General features: G+C 48.9%; 27 protein-coding genes. 2 read left to right on the forward strand and 25 right to left on the reverse strand.

The window, feature by feature from the left end:
- Positions 1 to 254: 254 nt before the first annotated feature.
- The gene (locus B5G33_RS08070) at positions 255 to 818 is read left to right on the forward strand and encodes a sigma-70 family RNA polymerase sigma factor (RefSeq protein WP_087274837.1); all 564 of its coding nucleotides are present in this window, start codon (positions 255 to 257) and stop codon (positions 816 to 818) included.
- 3 nt (positions 819 to 821) lie between these two features.
- Entirely contained in the window at positions 822 to 1,865 is a 1,044-nt protein-coding gene (locus B5G33_RS08075) for a DUF4179 domain-containing protein (protein ID WP_087274836.1), read from the forward strand.
- Positions 1,866 to 1,942: 77 nt separating this feature from the next.
- Here B5G33_RS08075 and folK read toward each other — a convergent pair whose 3' ends face one another.
- The 25 genes from folK to B5G33_RS08195 all read right to left on the reverse strand — a co-directional run bounded on the left by folK (position 1,943) and on the right by B5G33_RS08195 (position 24,992).
- Complete coding sequence (folK, locus tag B5G33_RS08080; protein ID WP_087417270.1) at positions 1,943 to 2,761, reverse strand: 2-amino-4-hydroxy-6-hydroxymethyldihydropteridine diphosphokinase; 819 nt, start codon at positions 2,759 to 2,761, stop codon at positions 1,943 to 1,945.
- 3 nt (positions 2,762 to 2,764) lie between these two features.
- Positions 2,765 to 3,580 carry a dihydropteroate synthase gene (folP, locus tag B5G33_RS08085; RefSeq protein ID WP_204247349.1) on the reverse strand — a complete coding sequence of 272 codons (816 nt, stop codon included), beginning with the start codon at positions 3,578 to 3,580 and terminating at the stop codon, positions 2,765 to 2,767.
- Between the two features lie 19 nt (positions 3,581 to 3,599).
- On the reverse strand, positions 3,600 to 4,082 hold the full coding sequence (locus B5G33_RS08090) for an HD domain-containing protein (protein WP_087417271.1): 483 nt from the start codon (positions 4,080 to 4,082) through the stop codon (positions 3,600 to 3,602).
- A gap of 1 nt (position 4,083) precedes the next feature.
- A complete protein-coding gene (gene folE / locus B5G33_RS08095) occupies positions 4,084 to 4,641 on the reverse strand; it encodes a GTP cyclohydrolase I FolE (RefSeq protein WP_087417272.1) in 558 nt (185 codons plus the stop codon).
- Positions 4,611 to 4,850, reverse strand: a complete 240-nt coding sequence (locus B5G33_RS21625; protein WP_204247350.1) for a hypothetical protein — start codon at positions 4,848 to 4,850, stop codon at positions 4,611 to 4,613. The genes folE and B5G33_RS21625 overlap by 31 nt, the downstream gene beginning before the upstream one ends.
- Before the next feature lie 71 nt (positions 4,851 to 4,921).
- Positions 4,922 to 5,710, reverse strand: a complete 789-nt coding sequence (locus B5G33_RS08100; protein WP_087417273.1) for a hydroxypyruvate isomerase family protein — start codon at positions 5,708 to 5,710, stop codon at positions 4,922 to 4,924.
- Positions 5,711 to 5,827: 117 nt separating this feature from the next.
- Entirely contained in the window at positions 5,828 to 7,639 is a 1,812-nt protein-coding gene (locus tag B5G33_RS08105) for an ABC transporter ATP-binding protein (protein ID WP_087417274.1), read from the reverse strand.
- Between the two features lie 2 nt (positions 7,640 to 7,641).
- The gene (locus B5G33_RS08110) at positions 7,642 to 9,366 is read right to left on the reverse strand and encodes an ABC transporter ATP-binding protein (protein ID WP_087417275.1); all 1,725 of its coding nucleotides are present in this window, start codon (positions 9,364 to 9,366) and stop codon (positions 7,642 to 7,644) included.
- A gap of 36 nt (positions 9,367 to 9,402) precedes the next feature.
- Complete coding sequence (locus B5G33_RS08115) at positions 9,403 to 9,846, reverse strand: MarR family winged helix-turn-helix transcriptional regulator (RefSeq protein ID WP_087417276.1); 444 nt, start codon at positions 9,844 to 9,846, stop codon at positions 9,403 to 9,405.
- A gap of 201 nt (positions 9,847 to 10,047) precedes the next feature.
- A complete protein-coding gene (locus tag B5G33_RS08120; protein WP_087274828.1) occupies positions 10,048 to 10,479 on the reverse strand; it encodes an MOSC domain-containing protein in 432 nt (143 codons plus the stop codon).
- A gap of 41 nt (positions 10,480 to 10,520) precedes the next feature.
- On the reverse strand, positions 10,521 to 11,495 hold the full coding sequence (moaA, locus tag B5G33_RS08125) for a GTP 3',8-cyclase MoaA (RefSeq protein WP_087417277.1): 975 nt from the start codon (positions 11,493 to 11,495) through the stop codon (positions 10,521 to 10,523).
- 26 nt (positions 11,496 to 11,521) lie between these two features.
- The gene (locus tag B5G33_RS08130) at positions 11,522 to 12,544 is read right to left on the reverse strand and encodes a molybdopterin-binding protein (RefSeq protein WP_087274826.1); all 1,023 of its coding nucleotides are present in this window, start codon (positions 12,542 to 12,544) and stop codon (positions 11,522 to 11,524) included.
- Positions 12,541 to 13,605, reverse strand: coding sequence for a sulfate/molybdate ABC transporter ATP-binding protein (locus tag B5G33_RS08135; RefSeq protein WP_087417278.1), 1,065 nt, complete (start codon positions 13,603 to 13,605; stop codon positions 12,541 to 12,543). Before B5G33_RS08135 ends, B5G33_RS08130 begins: the two co-directional genes overlap by 4 nt.
- Positions 13,602 to 14,276 carry a molybdate ABC transporter permease subunit gene (gene modB / locus B5G33_RS08140; RefSeq protein ID WP_330396665.1) on the reverse strand — a complete coding sequence of 225 codons (675 nt, stop codon included), beginning with the start codon at positions 14,274 to 14,276 and terminating at the stop codon, positions 13,602 to 13,604. Before modB ends, B5G33_RS08135 begins: the two co-directional genes overlap by 4 nt.
- Positions 14,273 to 15,196, reverse strand: coding sequence for a molybdate ABC transporter substrate-binding protein (gene modA / locus B5G33_RS08145; protein ID WP_242974589.1), 924 nt, complete (start codon positions 15,194 to 15,196; stop codon positions 14,273 to 14,275). The genes modB and modA overlap by 4 nt, the downstream gene beginning before the upstream one ends.
- A gap of 164 nt (positions 15,197 to 15,360) precedes the next feature.
- Positions 15,361 to 16,035: an HAD family hydrolase gene (locus tag B5G33_RS08150; protein WP_158229587.1), complete on the reverse strand. Its 675-nt coding sequence runs from the start codon at positions 16,033 to 16,035 to the stop codon at positions 15,361 to 15,363.
- Entirely contained in the window at positions 15,977 to 16,378 is a 402-nt protein-coding gene (locus B5G33_RS08155) for a winged helix-turn-helix domain-containing protein (protein WP_087274823.1), read from the reverse strand. Before B5G33_RS08155 ends, B5G33_RS08150 begins: the two co-directional genes overlap by 59 nt.
- 29 nt (positions 16,379 to 16,407) lie before the next feature.
- Complete coding sequence (locus B5G33_RS08160) at positions 16,408 to 17,616, reverse strand: DVU_1553 family AMP-dependent CoA ligase (RefSeq protein WP_087417280.1); 1,209 nt, start codon at positions 17,614 to 17,616, stop codon at positions 16,408 to 16,410.
- Positions 17,613 to 19,295: a radical SAM (seleno)protein TrsS gene (gene trsS, locus B5G33_RS08165; RefSeq protein ID WP_242974594.1), complete on the reverse strand. Its 1,683-nt coding sequence runs from the start codon at positions 19,293 to 19,295 to the stop codon at positions 17,613 to 17,615. The genes B5G33_RS08160 and trsS overlap by 4 nt, the downstream gene beginning before the upstream one ends.
- 22 nt (positions 19,296 to 19,317) lie before the next feature.
- Positions 19,318 to 20,466, reverse strand: coding sequence for an aminotransferase class V-fold PLP-dependent enzyme (locus B5G33_RS08170; protein ID WP_087417281.1), 1,149 nt, complete (start codon positions 20,464 to 20,466; stop codon positions 19,318 to 19,320).
- Positions 20,453 to 21,532: an NTP transferase domain-containing protein gene (locus B5G33_RS08175; protein ID WP_158229588.1), complete on the reverse strand. Its 1,080-nt coding sequence runs from the start codon at positions 21,530 to 21,532 to the stop codon at positions 20,453 to 20,455. Before B5G33_RS08175 ends, B5G33_RS08170 begins: the two co-directional genes overlap by 14 nt.
- On the reverse strand, positions 21,529 to 21,957 hold the full coding sequence (locus B5G33_RS08180) for a DVU_1555 family C-GCAxxG-C-C protein (RefSeq protein WP_087274819.1): 429 nt from the start codon (positions 21,955 to 21,957) through the stop codon (positions 21,529 to 21,531). The genes B5G33_RS08175 and B5G33_RS08180 overlap by 4 nt, the downstream gene beginning before the upstream one ends.
- Entirely contained in the window at positions 21,944 to 22,543 is a 600-nt protein-coding gene (locus tag B5G33_RS08185) for a class I SAM-dependent methyltransferase (RefSeq protein ID WP_158229589.1), read from the reverse strand. Before B5G33_RS08185 ends, B5G33_RS08180 begins: the two co-directional genes overlap by 14 nt.
- Positions 22,540 to 22,758 carry a DVU_1557 family redox protein gene (locus B5G33_RS08190; protein WP_087274817.1) on the reverse strand — a complete coding sequence of 73 codons (219 nt, stop codon included), beginning with the start codon at positions 22,756 to 22,758 and terminating at the stop codon, positions 22,540 to 22,542. The genes B5G33_RS08185 and B5G33_RS08190 overlap by 4 nt, the downstream gene beginning before the upstream one ends.
- Before the next feature lie 11 nt (positions 22,759 to 22,769).
- Entirely contained in the window at positions 22,770 to 24,992 is a 2,223-nt protein-coding gene (locus B5G33_RS08195) for a pyridine nucleotide-disulfide oxidoreductase/dicluster-binding protein (protein WP_087417283.1), read from the reverse strand.
- Between the last annotated feature and the right edge of the window lie 73 nt (positions 24,993 to 25,065).

Below are 25,065 nucleotides of genomic sequence, written 5' to 3' on the forward strand. Positions count from 1 at the left end.
CCGTACTCTCGGACTCAATGGTACGGTTGCATCTCCCATTTTCACTTTTGTAACCGTTCCTGGCAAGATCCGGCTTTTCTGGCCTGAAATTAATTATTTTTTCTATTTTCTGTTGAAAACGGATAGATTTTCCTCTTTTTTTACGAATATAAGGTATAACCATCAGATGAGTTTTACGCTATACTATTTTCATATGGCGCCGGCAGACCATTCTGCCGGATCTTGTATGCATACTTAAGCCAGAAGGAGAGTTTATGAAAATAACGGAACAAAATTTTATAAAGGAGATAAGTCTTGGGAATGAAAAAGCCCTGGAATACTGTATGCTCCACTACGGCGGTCTTGTCCGTTCTGTGATACACCGGCATATCGGCAGTCTGACCCAATATGAGGAAGACTGTATCAATGAAGTGTTCTTCGCAGTCTGGGAAAACATCGCTTCCTACAGGCCGGAGAAAAACCCTTTCGCCAACTGGATCGCAGGGGTAGCCAGACTGAAGGCTCTGGACTGTCTGAGAAGATATTCCCACCATCTTATGGAGCATAGCTGGGAGGAAAATCTGCCTGCCACAGCTGCCCAGGAGGATACGGCCCTTCAGGCCATTGAAGAAGAAATTTCCCGGGAGACCCAGCAGATGCTGGACTGCCTGAAGCCCCAGGATAAAGACTTATTCCTCCGCCTTTATGTAGAAGAACAGGATATGGAAGAAATCAGCCGGGACACAGGTATGTCCAGGCCGATGATCTACAACCATCTGTCCCGTGGAAAGCGAAAGATCCGAAAATTATTTCCCGGAAGAGTCCAGAAAGGAGACTGACCTATGAAAGAATCCATCTACGATTTATTAAACGATATTGACAGCAGTCCGGAGTCCTACCCAGCTGCTCAGGCAACCCAAGAAGACGTAAAAAACTGGAAAAAAGCTTTTAACAAAAAGAGGATTTCCACTTCTTCAGACAGAAAAGCCGCCGGAAAACACCGATGGAGAAAATATGCAGCTGCCGCTGCGGCTGCAGTTGTCCTGATTGGCGTCGGTTCCCTTCCATCGGTCAGAATCACAGCTTACGCTGCAGTAAAATCTGTCACCTATAATCTGGGACAGCTCCTGGGGATTTCCGCAGATCTGTCCCCCTATACTACAGTAGTCGGAGAGTCCGTGTCCAAAGACGGGTTCACTGTAACTTTAAACGAAGTGATACTGGATGAAAATATGATGTACATTACCGATACGCTGACCACTTCCGAAAAGATGGACACTGTAGAGAAACAAATGAAGTATACCGCCGATGCCATGGTATTTATCAACGGCAAAATGGCTTCCAGCGGAGCCAGCGGCGGCATTGAACAGGCAGACGACTATAACCTGGTATCTACTATGGAAATCGACCTTCCCGATGTTGATACCAGCGGCACTGTGGATATGGAAATCCGCTATTCCGTAGCCGGCAAAGAGATTGGCACCATAGCCTTTACCTCCTCAGGGGCAGAGCTCCTTGCCGATACCGTAACCATTCCTTTGAAGGAAGACATTACCCTGCCTGATGGTACTACATTATCCCTGGAAAAATACACCACCAGTGAAGTAGGCCAGAAGATCTTTTTCACCCTTTCTTCTGAAAAGGCGGTCTACGATGTTATCCTGAAAGGAGAAGACAATCTGGGGAATCCGGTGGAATTTATCACCCGTTCCATTCATGACGGCCAGGGCCGTATGGAAGTCAGCACCATAGACAACGGCTATGTAAACGACCAGGCGGAAAGCCTGACTCTGACCCCATATGCCGTAAAATTCCCGGAGACCAGCGGAAAGATGAGCAATGATTATCAGCCTGTGGGAGAGGCCTTTACCATTCAGCTTAAGTAACTATAAGATAAACAATACAAGTCCGGGACAGGCGTTGAAAAATCAGTCTGTCCCGGACTTATATTTTACTCCGAACCTTACCCCAGTTCCTTCAGAAGCTGGGAAATTGTTTTTTTGTAAATAGGATGCCGCACATTGGGGGCGATTTCACTTAACGGCTTCAATACAAAATCTCTCATATGCATTTCTACATGAGGAATGATAAGTTTATCATTTTCCATAACCAGGTCATCGTATAATAAAATGTCCAAGTCTAAGGTTCTCGGTCCCCAGCGGATGATCCGCTCCCGGTGTGCCTCTTTCTCAATATCATGAAGCTTTTCTAAAAGCTCCTCCGGAGAAAGAAGGGTTTTCAGAAGGAGGCAGGCATTCAGGAAATCATCCTGTTCTACTCCTCCGTAAGGCTCTGTCACCAGATAATCGGATACTTTTTCCACCTTGCAGCCGTTTTCTTCGTTCAGCCGTTTCACTGCATAGTCCAGATATCCCTTCTTATCTCCCATATTTGAGCCAAGGCCCAGATATGCCTTGTGCCAGCATCTGCTGATTTTTACAGATACATATTCCAGAGGCAGCCCCACAGGAGCCCAGGGTTTTTTCAGCTCCAGATCCACCCCTTCCAGCAGAGGATACCGAAGCAGCAGCTCCCGGGCAAGGTTTTCCGCCGCCGCCTCGATAAGCTTAAAGGTATTTTTCTGCATATACTCTGTAATAAAATGGCTGACTGCGCCGTAATCTACAGACAGCTCCAGATCATCCCTTTTCCCAGCCCCCTGGGTATTGGTATACATGACCAGAGAAATTATAAATTTCTGTCCCAGTTTCGTCTCTTCTGGAAAAACTCCGTGCCTGGCATAAAATTCCAGATTTTCTATATGTATTTCATCGTATTTCATTTTTTACTGCTCCCTCAGAATAGCCTGGGTCATCTGTATCGCTCTTTTGTTTTCCTTTACATCATGGACACGGACAAAAGAAGCTCCCTTTTCCACGCCCATTACCGTTGTTACCACTGTCCCCTCAACTCTCTGGTCCGATGGCAGGTCCAGGGCCCGTCCGATCACGGACTTTCTTGAGGTTGCCAGCAGTACCGGATATCCGATTTCCTTCAGAAGTTCCAAATGATTTATAGCCTGGAGGTTCTGTTCATAGGTCTTGCCAAATCCCACTCCCACTCCCGGATCCAGGATAATGTTTTCATCAGGAATCCCTGCTGCTTTTGCGATCTCTACAGATTCCCTCAGGTCCTGGCACATTTCTGTCAGAAAATCTTTATAATCTGTATTATCACGGTTATGCATCAGGCAGCATGGAACCTGAAACTGTGCTGTCAGCTCAGCCACTCTTCTGTCATATTTAAATCCCCAGATATCGTTTACCATATCTGCTCCGGCCTTTAAAGCAGCTTCCACAACATGGCTTTTATAACTGTCAATAGATACCGGAATGTTAAAATTTTCCTTTATCATCCGGATAACAGGAACCACCCTTTGGATTTCTTCTTCAATAGTAATCTGGGTATGGCCCGGACGGGTGGATTCTCCTCCTACGTCAATGATTGCCGCTCCCTCTTCGATCATATCTGCCACATGTTTTCTGGCCTTATCTATGTCATTCCACTGTCCGCCGTCGGAAAAAGAATCCGGGGTAACGTTTAAAATGCCCATAATATAACATTCATGTTCTGTATCAAAATATCGGTTTCCAATTTTCATGATGTCTCTCCTTATCTCCTCATACACGGATCTGCCTGTTTTTCTTTTCTTCACTCCAGTTGCATTCCGGCTCTGCACTGCAGAAACAGCAGATCCTGGACTGCTTATCTGCCCGGTAGATCAGCCCGGCAAGCTGGCTGCTGTCTTTTGTGTCCTTATCTCTGTGCCGGGAAACAGCTTCCAGGATTTCTTCCTGCTCTTCTTCGGAAAAGCCGCTGTCCTTCAGGATTTCCAAAGCCAGCTCTTCTCCGGCTTTCTCATGGGGGATTCCTTCTGTGTATTGGAGATATCTCCCGATATCATGAAGAAGAGCCGCCCCATAAATGATTTCTTTGGAGATGCCTCTGTTGTTTTCCAGATTCTCTATATAAGCAATTCTGGCCACGTCCAGCAGATGTTCCATTCCATGTCTGCAGAATATCCGGTCTTTCTCATATTCTGCCAGTCGTTCCATATGCCATTTCCATACAGGATGTTCACATATTCTGTTTACTCTTTCCATATTATCTCCGTTCCAGCATACGATAGAATTGGTTCTGGAGTTTCTCATCTTCATTGAAAACACCCCTTGTAACCACAGTGACTGTTTTAGTCCCAGGCTTTTTAATTCCCCGCATAGTCATGCACATATGCTCTGCTTCGATCAGCACCATGACGCCATGGGGCTTTAATTCTTCCATAAATACGTCGGCAATCTGCGCAGTCAAACGTTCCTGTAATTGAAACCGCTTTGCAAAAACCTCTAAGGTGCGGGCAATTTTGCTCAATCCCACCACTTCCCCGTCAGGAATGTAGGCAACTGCCGCTGTTCCGTAAAAAGGTAACATATGGTGTTCACAAAAAGAATAAAAATGAATATCTTTTTCCATGACCATGTCATTATTGTCTACATGGAACCTTTTCTTTAAATGTACTGCAGCGTCATCTGTATATCCTGCTGCCAGTTCCTCGTACATTCTGGCAATACGGTCCGGGGTCTCCACAAGCCCTTCTCTATGTATATCTTCTCCGATACCCTCCAGGATAAGCCTTACTCCCTCTTGTATTTTTTCCTTATCCATGTGCCTTCCCTCCTTTTCCGGCTCGTTTCTGTAAGCCTTCTGAGGAAAGAACTGTCTCTGAGTTCTTCAAACCAAGTCCACTTCCGTATTTGGATTCCATCTCCAAATATACTCTTGCTTCTTCTTTCATCTTTGGGTTCTCCTATCTGAGATAATATTTTCATCTCATTATAGAACTGTTTTTTCTCAAGTGCAATATATTTTGACATTTAAAGTCATAAAATATCCCTGGAGAAACTTTTGCCCCATAGTTTCCCCAGGGATATAGTAAAACAGTATCTCAACATTCTTCCATAATAGCTTGTACTGCCGACTTAGTATCTGTAAGAGGGAACAGTTCATATCCTACCAGACCTTTATAGCCACAGCTTTCTAAATGCCGAAGAACCTTTTTGTACTGGATTTCTCCGGTCCCCGGCTCATGACGGCCCGGAACATCTGCCACATGGATATGCCCCATCTGGTCTGCGTAGGCAGAGATTGTGTCGCAAAGGTTTCCTTCGTTAATCTGCATATGATACACATCATATAAAATCTTCAGTCTTGGGGAAGCAATCAGCCGGCAGATCTCTGCCCCCATCCTGGTAGTACTCAGAAAATTCCCCACATGGTCCACTGAAATATTCAAGGCCTCCAGGTTCAAATTGATATTTTCCTGCTCTGCCAGCCTGGCGCAGGCCAGTAAGCCATCATACATACAGCAGATCTTAACTGTGTCCGAAAGCTCCTCATAATCCTTCACTACAACGCCTCCTTCTCCCAATGCGTTGGAATGAATAGTCAGGCTGAATGCTCCTACCTTCTTGGCCGCTTCTATGGATTTTTTCAGTTCTTCCAGATATTTCTCTCTGTGTTCCGGATCTACCAGAGAATAGTCTGCATCTCCGTTAAATCCGCTGATAAGGATTTCTGCACTTTCAGCAGCCTCCTTGGTATCCTTCAGATCTTTGTCCCTCCAATCCCAGAATTCCACTGCAGCAAATCCATCCTCCTTCGCTGCCTGAAACCGCTCCTTCCAGGGAAGTTCTGTGTATAACGTATCAATACACGCACATTTCCGAAGACTCATCTTTTACACCTCATTTTACAAAAATATTTACCCTCAGTATACAGAGTCAAACACTCCTTTGTCCACTGAGGGTACTGTATTTTTTATGCGCTGTCAATATCTGAGAAAAAATTTTGATTACGCAAACTGGCTGTTATAAAGCTGGGCGTAGGCCCCTCCTTTTTCTAACAGCTCTCTGTGCCGTCCCTGCTCAATAATGTTTCCATTCTCCATAAATAAGATCAGGTCTGCGTCCACAATAGTAGAAAGCCGGTGGGCGATCACAAAGCTGGTCCGGTTTTTCATCAGGCTGTGCATAGCCTTTCCGATTTCCATCTCTGTCCGGGTGTCTACGCTGGAAGTAGCCTCGTCCAGTATAAGAATTGGCGGATTGCAGAGAAAGACTCTCGCTATAGTCAGCAGCTGTCTCTGTCCCACAGAAATGTTCTCCGCTTCATTCTGCAGCACCGTATCATATCCCTTAGGCAGTGTCCTTACAAAGAAATCCACTCTGGCTGCTTTGGCAGCGGCAACGATTTCTTCTCTGGTAGCGTCCGGTTTTCCGTAAGCAATATTCTCTGCAATGGTTCCCTGAAAAAGCCAGGTATCCTGAAGGACCATGCCGAAATTTTCTCTCAAGTTTCCTCTTGTGAGATTTCTGGTATCCACTCCCTCCAGAAGGATCCTGCCTCCATTTACCTCATAGAACCTCATAAGAAGATTGATCAATGTGGTCTTGCCTGCTCCTGTGCTTCCTACCACTGCGATCTTCTGTCCCGGTTTTGCCTGGAAGCTGATATTTTCCATAAGGATTTTTTCCGGAGAATAGCCAAAGCGTACATTTTCAAATTCTACAAGGCCCCTGGCCTTCTCTACTACTTCTGGTTTTTCCGGTTCCGGAGATATTTCTTCTTCATCTAAGAGCTGGTAAACTCTCTCCACACAGGCCAGAGCAGACTGCATGGAATTTATCATATAAGCCCCTTCTGTCAAAGGCTCTCCTGCCTGATACACATACTGGAAAAAAGCCTGGAACCGTCCTACAGTAAGGGCGCCGTCCAGCAGAAGTTTCCCTGCAAACACCGCAATGCCCACCTGCCCCAGCCGGTTGATAAAGCGGATTGTGGGGTTAATGGCGTTGGTCACGAAATCCGCCCATTTGGAGGCCTGAGCCAGTTCCTCGTTCACCCGGTGCATATCCCTGGAGCTGTTTTCTTCCTGGGTAAAGGCCTTAATAATATTTCTGCCGCTGTATGCCTCTTCCACTTGTCTGGTGACCTGGCTGACACACTGCTGCCGCCTGGCGGCAAACTCCAGTGTCTTGGCAGAAAAAACCTTGGTAGAAAGAAGGGAAAAGGCCATAAACACCAGAAAGATCAGGGTCAGCCCCACATGAAAGCGGAACATCATGATGAGAGAGCCCACCACAAGTCCCACTGCGGAAAACAGTTTCAGAAGTCCCGTCTGAAGAGCCTCTGCGTTTTTGTCCAGATCGTTTACTGCCCGGCTCATGATCTCTCCAGGCTGATGGCCGTCAAAGTAGGAGAGGGGAAGCCGGTCCAGTTTCTGACTGATATCTGTCCTCAGCTTCAGGCTGAGGCGTTCTGCAAAACTGGCCATAAGAAAATTCTGAAGGCCGTAAAACAGGGAAGTAACCCCATATATTACCAGAAGAGTACAGATTTCTTTTCCTCCTGATTCCCAGGTCACTGAAAATGCCTGTCCCCCTCTGGCTGCCTCCTGTATCTTTTCCCAGAGCAGGTCAATGATCCCTGCACTGTAAACAGGAGCTAAAATAGAAAGCAGGGTGTAAAATATTACAGATACAAAAACCACCAGCAGCCGTCCATGCTGTTCTTCTACCGAGTTCCACATCCGTTTCAAAGTCTCCAGCGGACGGCTGGGCATTTCAAATTCTTCTTCAAATAAGGCCTGATTGTTCTCTTCCATACTTACTCCCCTCCTTTCATCTGGGATCTGGCAATATCCCTGTAAACGTCACAGTTTTCCATCAGATATTCGTGGGTTCCTATTCCTGCGATTTCGCCCTCATCCAGGACTACGATCTGGCTGGCATGTAAGATGGTGCTGATCCTCTGGGCAATGATCAATACCGCCGCTTCTTTTGTCTCTTCTTTCAAAGCCTCTCTCAGAGCCTTGTCTGTCTTAAAGTCCAGGGCTGAAAAGCTGTCGTCAAAAATATAAAGGTCGCTGTCCTTCATCAGGGCTCTGGCAATACAAAGCCTCTGCTTCTGACCGCCTGAGAAATTCGTTCCTCCCTGGGCAACTCTTGTCTCCAGGCCCTGGGGCAGATTTTTTACAAAGTCTGCCTGGGCAATCTCCAGAGCATGGAGCATTTCTTCTTTTCCGGCGTTTTCTTTCCCATGGGCCAGATTTTCCCCGATGGTCCCGGAAAAAAGCCAGGCTTTCTGAGGCACATAAGAAATCTCCTGCCGCAGTTCTTTCTGGGGGAGGTTACGAAGGTCCTGTCCTTTCAGTAGAATGCTCCCCTGGCTGACATCATGAAATCTCAGGATCAGTCTGGCTATGGTAGATTTTCCGCTTCCTGTGCTTCCGATAATGGCCGTGGTTTCTCCCCTTCTGCAGGAGAAGCTGATGTTCTTCAAGGTGTTTTCCTCTGCATCAGAAAACCGGAAATTTACGTCTTCAAAGCGGAGTACCTCCTGGGTATTATCCCAGTTCCCTTTGACGCAGTCTTTAGAGTCCTGGATTTCCGGCTCTGTTTTCAGCACTTCCTCCATACGGCGGATGCAGACTCTGGCCCTGGGTAAAAGTATGATCACCATCTGGGCCATGATAATATAAAATAATATTAAAATGGCATATTCCGCCAGTGCCGTAATGTCCCCGATCTGCATAAATCCTTTTCCGATTCTGTTTCCTCCCAGCCACAGGATCAGAACAATACACAGATTGATAACTGTGAAAGCTGCTACGTCCAGGCCGGCAAAAAGCCTGTTTGCCTGAATAGAAGACTCTGCATAATTCTCAAAGGTTTTCCTCATTCTGCCTTCTTCTCTTTTTTCCTTGTGGAAAGCCCGTATTACCCGGACTCCTGTGATATTTTCCCGAAGGACCACATTCATCCTGTCCAGGAATCGCTGCAGCCGGTCAAAAATTTCCGACGCTTTTCTGGTCACAACCAGAGCCAGTACAACAATAAGAACTGTCACTCCAATGAGCAGCAGTCCCATCTGGCTGTCTATGGCAAAGGCCATAGAGGTTCCCATGATACATACCACCGGAACCGGGATTACCATCTGAATACACCAGACTACCGCCTGCTGGATTACATTAATGTCATTTAAGGTCCTGGTGATCATAGAGCCAGTTCCAAATCTCTGGAAATCCTCTCCTGAAAATTCCAGGGATTTGTCATATACTGCATTTCTCATATCCTGGCCAATCTTTGCGGAAAGCTCCGCACAGAGATAGCTGCCTGCCAGAGCGCCGGCGCCGGCAAGAAAAGCGATCAGGATCATCTGACCGCCTTTTTCCAGCATATAGCTTAAGTTGCCTCCTGCCACTCCCATATTTACCATATCTGCCGTCAGTCTGGGTATCAAGAGTCCTCCTGCCACATCCAGTATGGTTACCAGCAGCGTAAAAAAACACAATCCTTTATACGGTTTCATAAACCGCAGTACCGTTTTCATAAAATCCTCCTGTCATGTCTTTCTTTTCCGTAATTGTCAGATTTTCTCTGCTCCTTCCCTCATAAATCTGGTATATTTTCGGAGGATCTGCGTAATCTTTTCCTGTTCCTCCACTTCCAGATTTTCGAAAACCTGGTGTTCCAGGCTCAGCACCCGGTCCACAGTCTTTTTGGCAAACGCTTCTCCTTCTTCTGTAAAGGAAAGAGTCTTGTTTCTTCTGTCACCGGAAACTGCTTCCAGCTGAAGATATCCCTGTTTTTCCAGGTTTTTAATTGCAGAATTTACCGTCTGCCGGCTCATGGACATCTCCTGGGCAATTTCCGACTGGGTCAGTTCCCTGTTTGCCTCCCTCATAGTACACAGTATCCACATGGCGCTGTCGGAAAGTCCAAACTTCAGAGCCAGCATGTGGTATACATCATCTATTTCCTTAGAGGCGCTGATAAATTCCTGATATCGTTTCTCTGTTCCTGCTTCCAAATATCCTCCTCCTTATCCTCAAAAAATCAAAAGCCCCGATGCAGGCATGTCTCTTTGACTTTGTTGCCCGCAGAAATAATCCGAAATCGGAGTATAGAGAGTATATTACGATTTCGGATTATTGTCAAGATAAAACTCCTAAATATAAGGGGTTTTTCTTTATTTTTGCCCTTATATTTAGGAGTTTTTATAATTGTTCCTTTATTCCAGAACCGTAAGCTCGTCTCCTTCCCGGATCCGCCCGCCCCGGATCACTCTGGCAAACACCCCTTCTCTTGGCATAATGCAGTCTCCCATGATCTTGTATATCTCACATCCGCTGTGACATTCCTTCCCGATCTGGGTCATCTCCAGCACCACATCCCCGGATTGAAAACGGGTGCCTACAGGAAGATTTTTAAAATCTATACCGCTGACAATGAGATTTTCTCCGAAGGCCCCGTCTTCCACAGGGGCTCCCTTTTTCTTGAAGTCCTGTATCTTTTCGTAGGAAAGCAGACTTACCTGACGATGCCATTTACCTGCATGGGCATCATTTTCCAGCCCAAAATCTTCTATAAACAAAGCTTCATGGACATTTCTCTTCTGCGTGCCTTTCTTTTCGCTGATACAGATTGCCATGACTTTTCCCATTTCTCCACCTCCATGAAAAACTGTAAACTGCCCCTCCAGAGCTATCCGCCAATCTGGGACATCATATGGGTCTCCACTTCCCCAGTATCCTTCTCTCCGAATCTGTGACTCTGGGGCTTATCTCTGATCGCCTGTTCCACAGCCCTTTTCAGAGTTTCCTGACTGGCCCCTTCTCTCAGCAGCTTTCTCAAATCTGTCCCTGTCTCATACTGAAGGCAGGTTTTTAAAAATCCCTGAGAGGTCAGCCGTACCCGGTTGCAGCTGCCGCAGAATTTATGGCTCAGTGCACTGATAAAGCCGATTTTTCCAAAAAATCCTGGAAAGCTATAGTAATGGGCTGGTCCGTTACCCAGTTTTTCCTGGCAGGGACTAGGTGTCCCATATTTTTCCCGGAGCTGTTTAAGCAGCTCTTCTTCTCCCACTGACCTGAACTGTCTTCCCAAGCCAATAGGCATCATCTCTATATAACGCACATGTACAGGATAGTGTCTGGCCAGTTCTGCTATTTCCAGAACTTCCTGGTCTTCCCTTCCCAGAGGCACACAGTTGATCTTCAGGGGAATTTCCGGATATTTCAGCGCCTCGTAAAATCCCTCCAGAACTTTATCTAATCCCCTTCTTCTGGTAATCTCTGCAAAAACCTCCGGATTCAGGGTATCCAGGCTCAGATTGATCCCGTCTATTCCTGCCTCCCCAAGTTCTCCCAGAGCTTCCTTCAAAAACAGACCGTTGGTGGTCAGAGTAACCTTTTCTATTCCCGGCAGTACCTTTAACTTTTTTACCAGCCAGGGAAGGTCCCTGCGCACCAGAGGTTCTCCTCCGGTCAGCTTGATCTTCCGGATCCCCAGACTGGCAAAGACCTCCGCCAAAGTGACGATTTCGTCATAGCTGAGAATTTCTTCATGGGAAACCATGGACACGCCTTCCTCAGGCATACAATAGAGGCATCTCAGATTACAGCGGTCTGTCACTGAAATCCGTATATAATCGATTTCTCTTCCATATTTGTCAAACATATCTCCGGTCTCCCTCCTTTGTGATATCAGCCCGTTCCAAATCCGCAGTCCGGCCAGCGGCATTCCTCACATCCCAGGCACAGGCCGCCGTTTCCAAGTCTGGTAATATCCTTTCTGGAGACCTGTATTCCAGCCGCAGTCTTAGGCAGGACCAGATCAAAAATCGTAGTCTTCGCATACATTACACAGCCTGGCAGTCCCATGACCGGAGTTCCATCAGGAAAATAAGCCAGACAGAACATAGCTCCCGGAAGCACCGGAGCTCCATAGGTGACCACCTGAGCGCCGCTTTCCTTTATGGCTCCCGGCGTCTGGTCGTCGGGATCTACACTCATGCCTCCTGTGGCTATAATAAGCTCGCAGCCTCTGGCTTTCAGTTCCAGGATTGCCTCTGTGATCTTCTCTTTTTCATCTCCAACAATAATATGCTCCTCTGCCTGTATTCCGTACTGTTCCAGCTTTTTCTTCACCACAGGAGTAAATTTGTCCTGAATTCTTCCATAAAATACTTCGTTTCCTGTAGTCACGATCCCGGCTTTTTTCAGCCGGTAAGGCAAGAGCTGGCAGAGAGGTTTTTCCCCTGCAGTCTTTTTGACCAGCTCCATTTTTTCTTTTTTGATCACCAGAGGGATCACCCTGGTTCCCAGGAGCTTATCCCCTTTTTTCACCGGAGTATTGCTGTGCCTGGTAGCGATCATTACCTGGTCGATCTCATTAATGGCATTCAGTCTTTCCACGTCAACCAGAAACAATCCGTCACAGGCTGCAGTCAGCTCGATTTTACCCTCTTTTACCTCAGAAGGGATCATATTTTCTCCCTGACATACCTGGCATAAAATCTCCGCCCCTTCGTTTTCGTGATAAACAGTATCATCCTTTTCCCACACATAAAGCTGGTCTTTTCCCATGCTCAGAAGTACGGGAATATCTTCCCGGGCAACAATATGCCCTTTCCGAAACCGGGGGCCTTTCACTACTCCCGGAATGATCTGGGTCAGATCGTGGCAGAGCACCTGTCCTACCGCGTCCTCCGTCCGTATTAATTTCATATATCATCCTCCTGTGGCTCCGGATACAGAAGCAGGACATTCTGGGGGGCAATACCAAGTTTCTCCGGCATGGTCCTGGGATTTCTGTCCTTAGGCAGTCTCCACCACAAATCCGGCGTCCCTTCTTTTTGTCCTGCATACCGGAACAATATTCTCATTTCAAAAGGTTCTTCTTTTTCCGATGCATAGGAAACCGGAAAAATATTTTCCCTGGCTTTGGGGTTAAAGTAATGAGCCCGGAGGCCCACGGCGCACACATGATCTTTTACTGGTTTTCCTGTACGCAGACGGATTCCCCAATCTGGAACTTCCACCTCATATTCCCCGGTCTTTCTGGCCTCAGCAATATTTTTGCAGCCGGTCAGCTCTGCTCCTGCCCAGCTTCCCGGGTCGGCAAAAAGTTTTTTTGTATCATCGGTCTTCAGGATTTTTCCATTTTCCATAACTGCTGTCCGGCCACAGAGATAATATATTTCATCCCGGCTGTGACTTACCAGCAGCACATCCTTTCCATACCCTGCAAGGATGTCTTTTACCTGTATCTGCAGCAGCTCCCGCAGATAAGAATCCAAGGCGCTGAAAGGCTCATCCAGCAAAAGCACCTCCGGCTCACTGACCAGGATCCGGGCCAGGGCCGTCCTCTGCTGCTGTCCTCCGCTGAGCTGTCCCGGATACAGCTTCCTCTGAGCTGTAAGATCCATTTTCTCAAGCATTTCCTCCATTTTCTTTCTGCGAATGCCTTTATCCTTCTCCCTGGATAAACCGCAGAGAATATTCTTCTCCACTGTCATATTGGGAAACAGCGCATAATTCTGGAACAGATATCCTACTCTTCGTTCCTGAGGTTTCAGATTAATTTTCTTTTCACTGTCAAAAAGCACTCTGTCATCCAAAACAATCCTTCCTCTGTCAGGCTTTTCAATGCCGGCAATGGCCTTCAAAGTCATACTCTTTCCGCAGCCGGAAGCCCCCAAAAGGCCAGTGATGCCTCCCGGATGTTCCAGATCCACAGATAATCGGAAGCTGCCCAGTTTTTTCTCTATATGAACGGAAAGGCTCATATCCTGCCACCTGCCTTTCTGTTTCGGCGTTCCAGCATATTCACCGCCAGAAGGATTATTATTGAGATTACTACATTTACCATGACCCAGAAAAAGGCTTCCTGCTCATTATTGGTCCGCCAAAGCTGATAAACCGTGGTAGATATGGTGGCCGTCCGCCCCGGAACATATCCGATGAGCATACTGGTGGCTCCGTATTCTCCCAGAGCCCTGGCAAAAGCCAGGACCGTTCCTGCCAGGATTCCCTGACGGCAGGCCGGCATCCGGATACGCCAGAAAATATAGGTATTGGAAAGGCCCAGGGTCTGCCCGGAATATGCCAGGGTAGTGTCAAAACTTTCAAAGGCTCCCCTGGCTGTCCGGTACATCAACGGAAAAGCTACTACCGCCGAAGCTACAATGCCTCCATACCAGGTCATTGCAAACTGTATGCCGAAATTAGCCAGAAATCTGCCCAGGGGCCTTTGAGGCCCCAGAAGTATCAGCAGAAAATAACCGCATACCGTAGGAGGAAGTACCATGGGCAGAGTCAGTATCACATCTAAAATCCCTTTCACGGCCCTGGGAAGCCTGGCTATATAGTAAGCGGAAGGGATTCCCAGGAAAAATACAGCCGTACAGCTGATGGCCGCAATCCGCAGAGAGTTCCATAAAGGATACCAATCGATCATCCTTCTGTCACCCTGGAGAAGCCAACCTCTTCAAAGATTTCCATACAGGCATCTGTCTGAAGGAAATCCAGAAAAGCCTGAGCCTCTTCCTGATGCTGACTGTTCTTCATAACAGCGGCAGGATAGATCACCTGTCCGCACATTTCCGGCGTAGCATAGTCAGAAGCTGTAAGCCCTGCAGAGTAAGCATCTGTGCAATAAATAACGCCGCAGTCCACGGTGCCTTCAGAAACCTGTGTGGTTACTTCTTTTACATTACTGCCGTAAGAGATCCGGCCATTTGCAGCCAGTTCTTCTTCATTCAGTCCATAATACTCCAGGATCTTCTGGGTATACTGTCCTACCGGCACATCGCTGTTTCCCATTCCAAGAAGAATTGTTCCTTCCTTCAATGCTGCCGCCATATCATCAAATGTCTCTAACGGCACACTGCTGTTTTCGCTGACGCAGAGCACGACCTTATTTTCCAAAATATCGATCCTGGAGTCCTCCAGGACCAGATCAAGCCCTTCTGTGTTCGCCGACGGGTCTGCTGTACTGTCCATCTGATCCATCTGGGTCTGTCCTGCAGAAATAAAAAGATCACAGACAGCGCCTTCCTGGATCTGGGTCTTTAAAGTTCCTGAGGAGTCAAAGTTAAAGACCAGACTTACATTGGGCTGCTCTTCTTTATAGAGTTCGCTGATTTCTGTAAGAGTCTCTGTGAGAGAAGCTGCTGCAAATACAGTCAGTTCCACCTCTTCTCCTTCTTCAGTCGTTTCCTGGCTGTCAGAAGCTGTTTCTGCAGCGTCTGTTTCCTCTGCTGCAGCGTCTTCTCCTCCGGCGGTCTCAGATGTCTCTGTGCCGCTTCCCTGGCCGCATGCCCCCATGGCCAATGCCATTGCGCCTGCCAGCAGTACTGCTAAAACCTTTTTTTTCATTTGCTTTCTCCTTTCTTATTCAGAAATTTTATATACAAAACGTGGATTTACACGCTTTGCTCCTAAAGCTATCAGAAAAATACTGGCCCTCATCCTGCAAGCAAAAAATATTCGTCAAATCTCCGAAAATTGTATAATAAGTATAGCAATTTTTTTGGGGTTTCTCAAGCAAATTCCTCTATTTTAACTATTTCTCCTTCTTGGATCAGATAACTTTCTTCATTATTTTTTCTCCATCTCAGATCTTCTCTTTTATCTCCAAGGAAAAATAACTTCTGTTCTTCTTCTGGTGCTGCTACAGCAAAAAATTTATCTCTTTTATTCCATATAGTAAGGATTTCTCCGTATCCTACAGGGTTTTCCCCTGCATAATAAAGCTCATTGGCCAGCACCTGGATCCCCGTTTCCCAAATTCCCTGTGCCTCCAGCCAGAAGCGGATCACATTTCCCAAGCCTGCAGAGACGATCCAGACCGGCAAAGTTTCCTTTCTGCAAAACTCCAGGAGTTCCAGAGTTTCTCTCCTGGGAGGCAGCAGCTTTGCCGCCTTTTTTAGTATCTCTTCACCAATGCCCTCTCTCACATACAATTCCATCTGTTCCTTCCACCAGTTCTCTGCCCTTTTGTTCAAAGTTGCCTTCTCCTGCCCCTTCTTTGCAGCATGCAAAATCTCTCTTCCCATTTTCTGAAAAAGCCGGTCTCGCCCTGCGGCCAGTCCCGAAGTTTCCCCCAGTACGTGAACCGCCCCGTGAAGGGAACTGCCGAAGAGGGTCAGGGTCCCGTCAAAGTCCGTCACCAGCATTCCCCTGTTCTGGAGCAGTTCCTCTTTGATCCTGTTCATTCCCCGTTCCTCCATAATAACGTTCTATCACTGCATCTGCTGCTGCCCAGGCGGCCTGTTCCGCCTCTTCATAAACTTCAAGCATCTTCCGGCCTTCTGCTGTAAGGGTGGAACCGTTTTTTCTCATACGGTGCAGCAGCTGTATGCCCAGCGCCGCTTCTGCCTGGCGTACGATCCGCCAGGCCTTGCTGTAAGCCATTCCCATATGCCGGGCTGCCAGGTTCAGTGAGGAAAACTGATCTACACCGTGAAGAAGATCCGCCACTCCCCTTCCAAAGTATTCATTTCCTTTATCCTCTCTGCGCTTGATACGCAGCCGGGCAATATAATAAAATTCATTCATCTGCGTTCCCCCTGCCTCTGTCCCTTCTCTTAGTTCTCTATCCTGCGCTTTCCCCGGTAGCAGGGCTCATCCTCTGGTTCTGCAGATTTCCAGGTACAGTTGAGTTTTCTCCCTTTCCACTCTCCGGGAAGCAGGCCTCCGGCTTTTTCCTCTATGCCTTTTTCCGTTGTCAGCCCCTCTATTTCCAGAATTTCTCCTTTCCTGGATATCCGGTAATCCACGATCCATGGGATCTGGAATATATAGTCATCAAGTTCTTCCATTTCTCTTCCTTCCCCAATCCTGCTGACGGAATCCAGCCGCCGCAGGCAGCAGCCGCAGGGACAGATTCCCGGCAAAAAGCGGCTTATGTCCCCTGTGCGGTAGCGAATCAGAGGCATAGCCCCGGCCTCTATGAGAGTCACTGTAAGCTCCCCCCACTCTCCTTCCGGTACTGCTTTTCCCTTTTCGTCTACAATCTCCCCAATAATATCATTTTCCCGCAGGTGCATACCCTGAAAAGCCGGACAGGTGACAGCACCTCCAAGTCCCATTTCCCTGGACCCATAGTGGGGGTACAGTCTGGTACCCAGACGCTCTTCGATTGCTTTCATGATTCCCGGGGGACAGGCGTCGCCGCTGACCAATCCTCTTTTGATACTGCTCTTTGGCCTCATACGGAGCAGAGACAGCAGCAGTACAGGAGGGCCTATAAACGTCTCCGGTTTCTCTTCGTCCAGAAGTTCCAGCATCTCCCCGAAGCTTCTCATGTTTCCTGCAGGCACAGGCACGGCGCCCAGCCCTTCCACAGCCTCCTGTATCAATTCGCCCAGTCCCCTGTCTCCCGTAAAAGGCATGGCGATCAAGGCCTTTTCCCCCCAATGGATCAGCTCGGAAAGTCCTGCCGAAAAAAAGGATACTGTCCGATCATTGTCCCGGGCGGTATAAAAGACCCTTTTTGCAGGTCCCGTGGTTCCTGAGGTTTCCCAGCTTCTCACTCTCTCGATCTTTGACTGGCTGACCAGAAGCATCCGATTCCCCTGTTCTTTCAGATCCTGCTCTGTAGTAAAGGGCAGGGTTTCCAGTTCCTTCAGAGAGTTCAGGCGCCGGGGCAGGTTCCGGTAAAATCCCTGTCTGGCGTATTCTCTTTCCAGAAGCCGGTTCAGTTTTTCCAGCTGCCGGCTTTCTATCGCCTGACGGTCCAGGATTTTTATCCCTTCCTTCTCCTTTACCCAGGAATCCAGTTTCGCTATATTCATCTATACAAAGCCCTCCCGTCAGATCCTGTCAGATTATAAATGCAGAAAGGCACCATGCCATACCGGCTGTCTGATTCCAGAATATAACACCGGCGTAAACGGTCCAGTTCCAGATTCCAGGCGTCCTGGAACAGCATACCGGAAACCGCCAGCGTATTTCTGTGGATCTCCCTCAGAAAATTGTCCAGAGAAGAAGTATCCAGAGTCAGTCTTCCCGTTTCTTCCCCGCAGCAGCAGTTTTCTTCCCGAGGCGGCTCTGTGCAGCGGCTTTCGCCGGTTCTTTCTTCCCCGCAGCAGCCATCTCCGGCCTGAAGACCTTCCCTGCAGCAGTTTCCGCTCCACTGGCGGGCCACAAAATCCCGGGCCTGTTCCGACAGGCCGGAAGTCCTTGGCTCCCCATGAGCCAGAAGTTTCATGGAACCATCTTTCTGCCTAAGGTAGTTGGCCTGAAAGGTACAGTAAGGATTAGTGGCGCCTCCTCCGGTAAAATCTCCGGCATGGATCCAGCCTCCTGTCTGTTCTTCCAGAAGCCTCAGCATTTTCGGTATGGTTATCCGATAGCTGCCTTTTGACTCGCTGCAGCGTCCGAAATAACTGACTGGCTGAAAATGAACGCCTCTTATCACAGGCATCCGGCTTCTTGCATAAAAAAGAATTTCCCCGGCCTGGTCTTCGTTAACTCCCGGAGCAATGACCGGAACCAGCACGACTCCCAGTCCCGCTGCCTCGCAGGCATCGATGGCTTTCTTTTTGATCTCCAGCAGAGGACGGCCCCTTAAAACCTGATATGGGGCCTCTTTCAGTCCGTCAAACTGCAGGAAAACACAGGAAAGTCCTGCTCTTTTCAGCTTCTCTGCATATCCCGGTTCTTCTGCCAGACGGATCCCGTTGGTGTTCAGCTGAAAAAATGTAAAACCCAGTTTTTTCCCAAATCGAAGGATTTCTTCCAGATCTTCCCGGACCGTAGGCTCTCCCCCGGAAATCTGAAGATTAAAAGGCCCTCCCTGTTCCATGAGATACTGCATCTGGTCTTTCAGTTCCTCCAATGGTACATCCCGGCCTTGCGGGCCGGATCCGGCGAAGCAGGTCGGGCACTGAAGATTACACCTTCCGGTTACTTCCAGCAGAACACAGCAGCCCCGGCGCTGATGGTTTTCGCAGAGGCCGCAGTCCAGAGGGCATCCCTGCTTTTCAGGAAGGGCGGCGGGAATCCTGTCTGAAGGAAGGATATGTTTTCCCCAGTCCCGGTAGCTTTCCTGTGTTCCTTCCCAGATCAGCGCTTCAAATCTTCCGTGTTCCGGACATTCTTTTACCAGATAGATCCCGTCTTCTCTTACTGCTTTTTGGGCCGGCAGGACTTTCAGGCATACCGGGCAGATGCTCTCTCCTTTTTCCTCCATATAAATTTCCTGGTTTTTCATCCAGGCCTCCATCCGGTTCTTTTCCTCTTCCCAGTTTTCTGCTGTATAATTGATCTTCACAACCTTTTCCTTCAGGATTCCCTTGACCTCCAGAGCCCCCTTCTTTGCCGAAAAAACCGGGCGGCGGAACCGATGGTTTTCTTTTACTTCAAACCCCTCCAGCCTTGCAGCCAGCTCCTCTCCGGTAATAGGAAGTTCATATTCATACGTTCTGGCTTCTGCAAAACAGTTTTCTGTCTTTTTCCATTTAAATTCCATCTTTAAAATGTATCCTCCGTTTTCAGGTTTCTTCCATCTGGTCTCCGCACATAGCGGTCACAGCTTCCAGTACCCGGTCTGCATCCGCCCTTTTCGTAAAACGGGACAGACTCAGGCGTATAGTCCCCTGGGGCGTTCCAAGGTTCTCCATGATCCTGGGCGAACAGTGGAGCCCTGTCCGGCAGATAATGTCATAACTGCCGGATAAAATATCTCCGGCCTCTCCCGGATGCCAGCCTGGAATTGTAAAAGAAAGCACCGGCGTAACCGGAGGTTCCGGCTGGATCACCCGGCAGCCCAGATCCCTCAGCCCCTTTTTCAGATACCGAAGGATTTCCTCCGTTTTCTCCCGGTCCAAAGGATTTTCTTCTGCCCATTGCAAGGCGGCAAGAAGGCCATGGTAAGAAGGCTCGTTTCCGGTTCCTGCCTCCAGATGGAGAGGCATTTCTTCCGGCATTTCCTTCAGATTGCTTTTTACGCCGGTGCCTCCCAGTACATAGGGATCCAAAGTAAGCCCCGGCCGGACGTAAAGCCCTCCGGTTCCCTGGGGCCCCAGCAGATACTTATGTCCTGTAAAAGCTGCCATATCTGCTCCCCATTTTTCCATTTCAACAGAGATCCAGCCCAGACTCTGGGATATATCCAGAAGCATAGCGGCTCCGGCGTCTTTTGCCATGGCCGTCAGGGTCTCTGCGTCATTGACAGCACCTGTCACATTGGAAGCATGAATCAGCACACACAGTCTGGGCCGGTATTTCCTCACGGCTGTTTTCCACACCTCCGGCTCTAACCGGCCGGTCTTATCCACATCCAGGCAGATCACCTGGATCCCCTGTTTTTCCAGCCGATATAAAGGCCGGAGCACTGCATTGTGTTCCGCCTTTGTAGTCAGCACCCGGTCTCCCGGTTCCAGAGGAAAACCGAAAATAGCCTGGTTCAGGCCCCAGGTAGAATTACTTCCCAGAGCAATCCTTTCCGGACAGGCAACTCCCAGCAAAGCAGCCAGTTTTTTCCGTACCTGATCAAACACATCAAACTCCCGGATCCCGCCTCTGCCGGCGTCTCCCGGCAGGCTCCTGAGAGCCTGGGAAACGGCCAGGGCTACACAGTCCGGTTTCGGCCAGGAGGTGGCAGCATTGTTTAAATATACTTTTTGCTCATAACCTTTCACCTGTCATCACCTCAAATTCTTTTATCAGCCGACGGCAGATTTCAATATCCTGTAAAATACGCTTTTTTACTTCTTTTTTCTCCAGGGCTTTCCTATATCTCTCCTCCAGAGATACACGCCTGTTCTCCATGATCAGTTTATCCGCCAGACACACCAGTACATCCTCTCTGCAAAGAGTATCCGGCTCCTGCTCAAAACCTCTGTGGGCTCCCGTTACTGCTGCCAGAGCCAGATACCCCTTTTCTTCCAGAAACTTTCTCACCGCTTTTTCATGAAAGGGCTCCAGCCGCAGCAGATCATGAAGGCAGCCTCCGCTTCTGCAAAGCTCTATATCCAGAAAAGCACCTGCTTCTGTCAGACGCCGGGCCATCCAGGCCGCCAGATCCCCCACCGCCATGCAGTGGGCCCGGATATGAGCCGGGAGATTTACTTCATCATAGAGTTTTTCACACAACTTGGGGGAAATCCCTCTGTACTTTCTGGCATAGGCCCGGATGCGGGCAAGGTCTTTCTGATCATCAGCGTCCATCTGTGCTCCTCCATCTGCTGTCTCTACTGTTTTTGTCTTCATGACACCAAAGGCTCCCTGAAGTCCCTGGCTGCCCTGATAGTCCAGTGCTTTCTGACAGCCTGCCGGAAACAGAAAGGGGGGATGGAAAGTCTTCCCTCCTGAAGCAGGGATCAGAGCCTCTGCTTCCGGCTCTGCTGCCAAAATTCCCTCTCTCAGCTTTTGAAATGTTCCCGGAGAGGTTAGCGGAATGTCTCCGGGAAGAAAAAATACGCCCTGTCTCCTGTCCACAGCCTCAAGTCCCAGTTTCACAGAAGCCAGCATATCCGTGTCCTGCCAGCAGGGGTTTTCTACGATCTTTACCTCCAGAGCCTTCAAGGCCCTCCTTACCTCTTCTCCCCGGTATCCCACAACCACCGTAATATCTCTTATCCCGGCATTTTCCATACTTTGGACAGTCATAGCGATCATGGGAAAGCCGTTTATCTCCAGCAGCGGTTTAAATCCTTCCATCCGTCTGGATCTTCCTGCCGCGGCGATCAGCCCTGCTCCTTTCATGGCAATCCTCCTTTTTCCGAAAGGAGTTCCACGCATTTCTGATATACTTCTTCTACAAGTTCCGGGCATCTTTTCATTTTATTTCCCGGATCTCCCTCCAGGATCTCCCGGCAGGTACAGCCGCCATACCGGCTTTTGGTCCATTCTTCAAACCAGTCCGCCAGCTTTTGGATCAGGATCGGGGCCTCCGGGTCTTCCAGTTCTTCCGCCTCTCCTTTTCCCAGAAAATATCCCAAGAAACAGCAGCCTCCCGTAAGAGCGCCGCAGACTCTTCCGGAAAATCCAAGGCCTCCGTTTAATCCGCTCATGGCCCGTATCAGATCCGGGTCCTCCTTTTCTTCCGATTCCAGCGCCAGGATCATCAAAATCTGGGCGCAGTAGAATCCCTGTCCTGACAGTTCCAGCATACGCTCAAATAAATCCATTTTTCTCTCCTTTCCTGAGACAGGCCAGGAAGTATCCGCACCCGGCTTTTCCTGCCTCTATGAAGAAATCCACACAGCTTTCCTCTGCATTTCCGTTCCAAAGACTTTCCAAAAAAAATTCCTTCCATGCTTCCGTTTCGTCCTCCCCCTTTTCTATCTGGAATCCTGCTTTTTCAAAAGCTTCCTTCCAGCAGTTCCATATCAGAGGCTCTCTCATAGAGAGGGAAGGCGCCTTTTTCTTTTTGAAAAAAACATCGGCTATCAGCAGACAGCCATTTTTTTTCAGTACCCGGAATGCCTCTTTGAGGGCCGCATTTCCGTCTCCGCATCCGGAGACCGTACATTCCGCCAGGCAACAGTCAAAACTTTCCCCGGCAAAATCCAGCCTTCTTATGTCTCCCTGCTCTACTCCCGGGCCTGATGGCTTCAGATCCACTGCCCTTACTTCAAATCCCAATGTTCTTAGATATGCCGCTGTTTTTCCCTCTCCAGCTCCCAGTTCCAGGATCCTGGCAGGAGGACGGAGTCCCGAAAGGGTCAGCAGTCTGGCTGTCATCTCCTGCCCGCCGGGATGACTGCCAATCATTTGTCCTCCAGACTGCGTTCCACAGAAAGGACTTTGCCTACTGCCAGCTCCTCGGGTACGTAAATATAACCGCATTCCGGACATACCGGCAGTTCTACCGGGAACGCATTGCCGAGATAGCTGAAAACCGCCCTTCCTCTGACCAGTTCTTTTTTGCATTTATGGCACTTCAGTTTTCCCATGGGATCCATAGAATAATAAGTTTTTTCTCCCATCTGCGCCTCCTTTACTCCACAGTCATCCGGTGGCTGTAAGCCCCATATACCAGGTATCCTTTCTCTGTCTCGGTAAACTTTACCCAGAAAGTAACATTGCCGATCCTGGCGGAAGCAGCCAGCCAGCCCTTTTCCGGGTCCTCCACCGCTTCTCCTGAGGCTTCATAATCTTTCAGTACAGCTTCCACGTCGCTTTTCAGGATCATACGCCTGTCCATTTCTTCTTCCGCTCCATTTTCATAAAAGACCGGCAGCATAGCTTCCCTCCTTATTTCTTCCTTCCAGATTTCTTGCTGGAGTTTTTCCTTCAGTTTCAGACGGTTCGCTCTACGCCGGGACAGATCCGGCACCGAAGGAGCGCCGGTTCCATAGGCCAGTTCTAGGATATGTATGGAGTCCGCTCCTGCCCGGGTCAGCTGGTCCCTGCAGGCCATGCAGTAGGTCAGGATCTTTCTGGAGGTCCTGCCGGCTGCAAAAGAAGCTTTTTTTTCTGCCATCTCGGGATTCGCAAAGCGGACCATTCCCCCGTATCCGCAGCAGGGAGACAGGTCTTTGGAAAAGGGGGCTTCTTCTACTTTACATCCCAAAGCCCCTGCAAAATCCCGGATCTGTTCCTGGATTTTCTGATCTCCTCTTGCCCCGCAGGCATCCTGTATAGCCACTGTCTGATCTGTCACCGGATCTTTTCCCAGTTCCAGGAGTATCTGCCATACTCCCACCGCAGAAATTTCCGTTCTTTCCCTTAATATCTTCATGCAGGTGGGACAGGCGCAGATCACTTCCGGCTCTCCCATCTCTTTCCAGACGCTGCGGATCTTTTCCAATGCCTCTGAAGCCAGATCTTCTCTTCCTGCCCATTGGGCCAGAGCCCCGCAGCAGCCAAGAAGCAGGCCTACGCCTCCGGTAAGTCTGCCTGACAGATCCCTGTAAGCAGCTTCTACTGTATCCGGTGACACGGCAGAAGCCTGGCATCCGGGGAAAAACATATATCTGCAGTGTTCATATCCCGGCTCAGGCCTGGCCAGAAATGCTTCATTGCAGGAGAACTGCTGGTCCAGAAGGCCGAATTCATGAACAGAAGGCGGCATTTTCTCTGTCTCCACCATGATCTTCCGGGCCATTTTGCATACTTCCGGGTAGTCAAATCCATTAGGACAGGCAGACTTGCACTGTCCGCACAGATCACAGGCATTGATCATTCCGTTTGCCATATGATTTCCCATTACAATAGAAAGATTGTTGTAAATTTCCCGGACAGCTCCTCTGGGATTCCGTTTATACTCCTGGAAATAGACGCAGCCCTTTATACATTCCAGGCACTGGCACTGTATACAGCGTCCGGCCTCTGCTGCCGCCAGCTCTCTGTCCGGTTTCTCCGGTCCTGTAAAAGCCCGGCTTCCTTCCACACCGTCCATGGTTACATGTAAGCGGCTCTCCTGAGGACCCGGCTGCCGCATTCCTTCCCAAGAGGCCCCCTGAAGATAGCGTTCCACTTTAGCTGATACATATTTGGCCCAGGCCAGTATCCAGGCAGCTCCGTCTTTCTTTTCCCATTTCTTTTCTGTTCCAAAAACATTTTCCGGCAGGCCGGTACGCCAAAGGCAAGGAGACAGACAGACTGCGTCCCCACATGCACCCCATTCTGAGGCTTCCCCTTCTCTAACTTTTTGGGTCATTCGAAAAAGTTCCAGAGAAGCCGTATCTGCTTCTGCTTCCTCTTCTGTAAGCCCCCAGGAAATCAGAGGTTCTCTCTGGTTTTCACACCGGGTATACCAGAAAATCTCATAGCCTTTTCTGCCCAGTTCCCAGCAGCAGGCCAGGGCAAAAAGGTCATCTCCCCCTACGATCACCTTTTTATTTTTCCGGGGGATCAGAAAACGGCTGCCTCTTTCTTTTCCTCCATACAGGGCGCAGGCTTTTTCCAAAGCCCTCACCTGGATCCCTTCCCCGACCCGGGACAAGGCGCAGGCCTCCTTGCAGGCTCCGGGACAGCCCTTTGCCAGAAGGTGGAGAAAAGGGGTAACGCTCCGGATCACTCCTGCTGCTTTTGCAAAATCCCCTTTTGCCGCATAGGCGCAGACTGCCCGCATATCCAGATGAAGAGGGCATACTGCCGAGCAGCCCGGAGGATCTTCTCTGGTACAGACAGCTTCCCTCTGATGAAGTTCTTCCTGGCCGAAAGCCTGCTTCATTAAATAATGTTTTCCCACAAATCCCCGATCCTTATGTTCCATATATTCTCTCCTGTGTTTAATTATCTATTTCAAGAATAATATTCGGGTAAAACAAAGCGGGGATCCCCCGCTT

The organism is Blautia sp. An81, assembly GCF_002161285.1.
GTDB lineage: Bacteria > Bacillota > Clostridia > Lachnospirales > Lachnospiraceae > Blautia > Blautia ornithocaccae.